Origin of the sequence: Streptomyces sp. NPDC090798 (assembly GCF_044768965.1) — a bacterium.
In the GTDB taxonomy this organism is placed as follows: Bacteria; Actinomycetota; Actinomycetes; order Streptomycetales; family Streptomycetaceae; genus Streptomyces.
In genome coordinates, this window is sequence record NZ_JBIVXA010000062.1 from 1 (window position 1) to 2,309 (window position 2,309).

The following is a 2,309-nucleotide window of genomic DNA, read 5'->3' on the forward strand; positions in this document are numbered from 1 at the left end:
GGGGATGTGGTGCGGTGGTCTGCGGATGGTGTGCTGGAGTTCGTGGGGCGTGCGGATGCTCAGGTGAAGGTGCGGGGTTTCCGTATCGAGCCGGGCGAGGTCGAGGCGGTCCTGGCGGGGCATGGGCAGGTGGCCCGGGCGGCGGTCGTGGTCCGGGAGGACCAGCCGGGCGACAAGCGGCTCGTCGCGTACGTGGTACCCACGGCTGATGCCTCCGCGGATGACATGTCGTCGGCGGCTGTCACCGCTGAGCTGCGCGGTCATGCTCGCCGTAGCCTGCCGGACTACATGGTGCCTTCGGCGTTCGTGGTGCTGGACGCTCTGCCGTTGACGCCGAACGGGAAGCTGGACCGGCGCGCCCTGCCGGTCCCCACGTATACGTCGGGCGCATCCGGGCGGGCGCCTCGGTCGCCGCGGGAGGAGATCCTGTGCGGCCTCTTCGCCGAAGTGCTCGGTAGCGGACCCGTTTCCATCGACGACAGCTTCTTCGACCTCGGCGGACACTCTCTCCTGGCCACTCGGCTCGTGCGCAGAATCCGGCTCGCGCTGGGCGTGGAAGTCACGGTTCGGTCGTTGTTCGAGGCACCCACGGTGGCTCTGCTGGCGACAGAAGTCGCGTCAGCCGCCGCGGCGAAGAAGCGACCCAAGCTGCAACGTATGCGCCCCCTCCAGGAAGACGGCGAATGACGCCGCGTCTCCATCTGGCCGGCACGAGCGGCGGAGCCTGAGGAGCAATCCTCGGGCCCGCGCCACCCGCCCGGCCCGCTCGCACGTACCTCATGTAACCCCGCTGCCTTGGTTGGCGGTGATCCCTCTGTGCGAGGGAGCAAGCGAAAGGTTGTTCCTGTGATTCCGGTGTCGTTCGCCCAGCGCCGTCTGTGGTTCCTCGGCCAGTTGGAAGGCGCGTCCGCCACGTACAACATTCCGCTTGTGCTGCGGCTGAGCGGGGCGCTGGATGTGGAGGCGTTGCGGGCCGCGCTGGCGGATGTGGCGGGTCGGCACGAGAGCCTGCGGACGGTGTTCCCGCAGGTGGACGGCGAACCGCGGCAGGAGATCCTGCAAGGCGCGGCGGGCATACCCGAGGTTGTCGTGAAGTCTTCGGCCGCTGAGGACGTTGCCTCGGAGGTGGCCGATGTGACAGGCACGGGGTTCGACCTGGAACGGGATCTGCCGTGGCGGGTCCGGCTGCTGGAGGTCGCCGACTCCGTCGACGAGTGGGTTCTGGTGATGGCCCTGCATCACATCGCCGCTGATGGCTGGTCGATGGCGCCTCTGGCCAGGGACCTGTCGCAGGCCTATGCGGCCCGCTGTCAGGGTGTCGCGCCGATGTGGGACGTGCTTCCGGTGCAGTACGCGGACTACACGCTGTGGCAGCGCGAGGTCCTGGGCGACGAGGACGACCCGGACAGCGTGATCGCCGCGCAGGTCGCCTTCTGGCGGGAAGCTCTGTCCGGGATTCCGGAACAGCTGGAACTGCCGGTCGACTTCCCGCGTCCGGCCGTCGCCTCCCATGACGGCGCCTCCGTGGAGGTGCGTGTTCCGGCGCAGGTGCACGCCCGGCTGGTGGAGCTGTCCCGCTCCTGCGGTGCGAGCGTGTTCATGACCGTGCAGGCCGCGCTGGCGGTGCTGCTGTCGAAGATGGGCGCCGGCGAGGACATCCCCATCGGTACCCCGGTGGCGGGACGGACCGACGACGCCCTGGACGATCTCGTCGGGTTCTTCGTGAACACGCTGGTCCTGCGGAGCGACGTGTCGGGCGATCCGACGTTCCGGGAGGTCGTCGAGCGGGTCCGTGAGACGGATCTGGCGGCGTACCAGCACGAGGACGTGCCGTTCGAGCGGTTGGTGGAGGTCCTCAACCCGGCTCGCTCCATGGCCAGGCACCCCCTCTTCCAGGTCATGCTCACCTTCCAGAACGTCGCCGAACCGGATCTTGCTCTTCCTGGTCTGACCGTTCGTCCCGAACGCACGGAGGGCGCGACGGCCAAGTTCGACCTGTCGTTCAACCTCGGCGAAACGCACGCGGAGGGCGGCGCCCCCTCGGGATTGCGCGGGCGGCTCGACTACCGGACCGACCTGTTCACGGCGGAGACCGCGCAGGGTCTTGCGGACCGCTTGGCACGCGTCCTGGAGACAGTCGTCGCTGCGCCCGATCGGGCCGTCCGCGAGATCGATGTGCTCGGTGCCGAAGAACGGCGACGTCTGCTGGTCGATTGGAACGACACGGCTCGTGAGGTTCCGGATGTGACGCTGCCGGAGCTGTTCGAGGCCCAGGTGGTGCGGACTCCGGATGCGCTTGCCGTGGTGAG

The 2,309-nt window shown here is 68.8% G+C and carries 1 protein-coding gene and 1 pseudogene; both read left to right on the plus strand.

All coding sequences use genetic code 11. The features are described 5' to 3' along the window. Nucleotides 1-687 (plus strand): phosphopantetheine-binding protein (locus ACIQTP_RS46945; protein ID WP_403412381.1); only part of this gene is annotated, 687 nt, incomplete at its 5' end. A gap of 159 nt (nt 688-846) precedes the next feature. After that, nucleotides 847-2,309 (plus strand): annotated as a pseudogene (locus ACIQTP_RS46950) (condensation domain-containing protein); the annotation flags it as partial.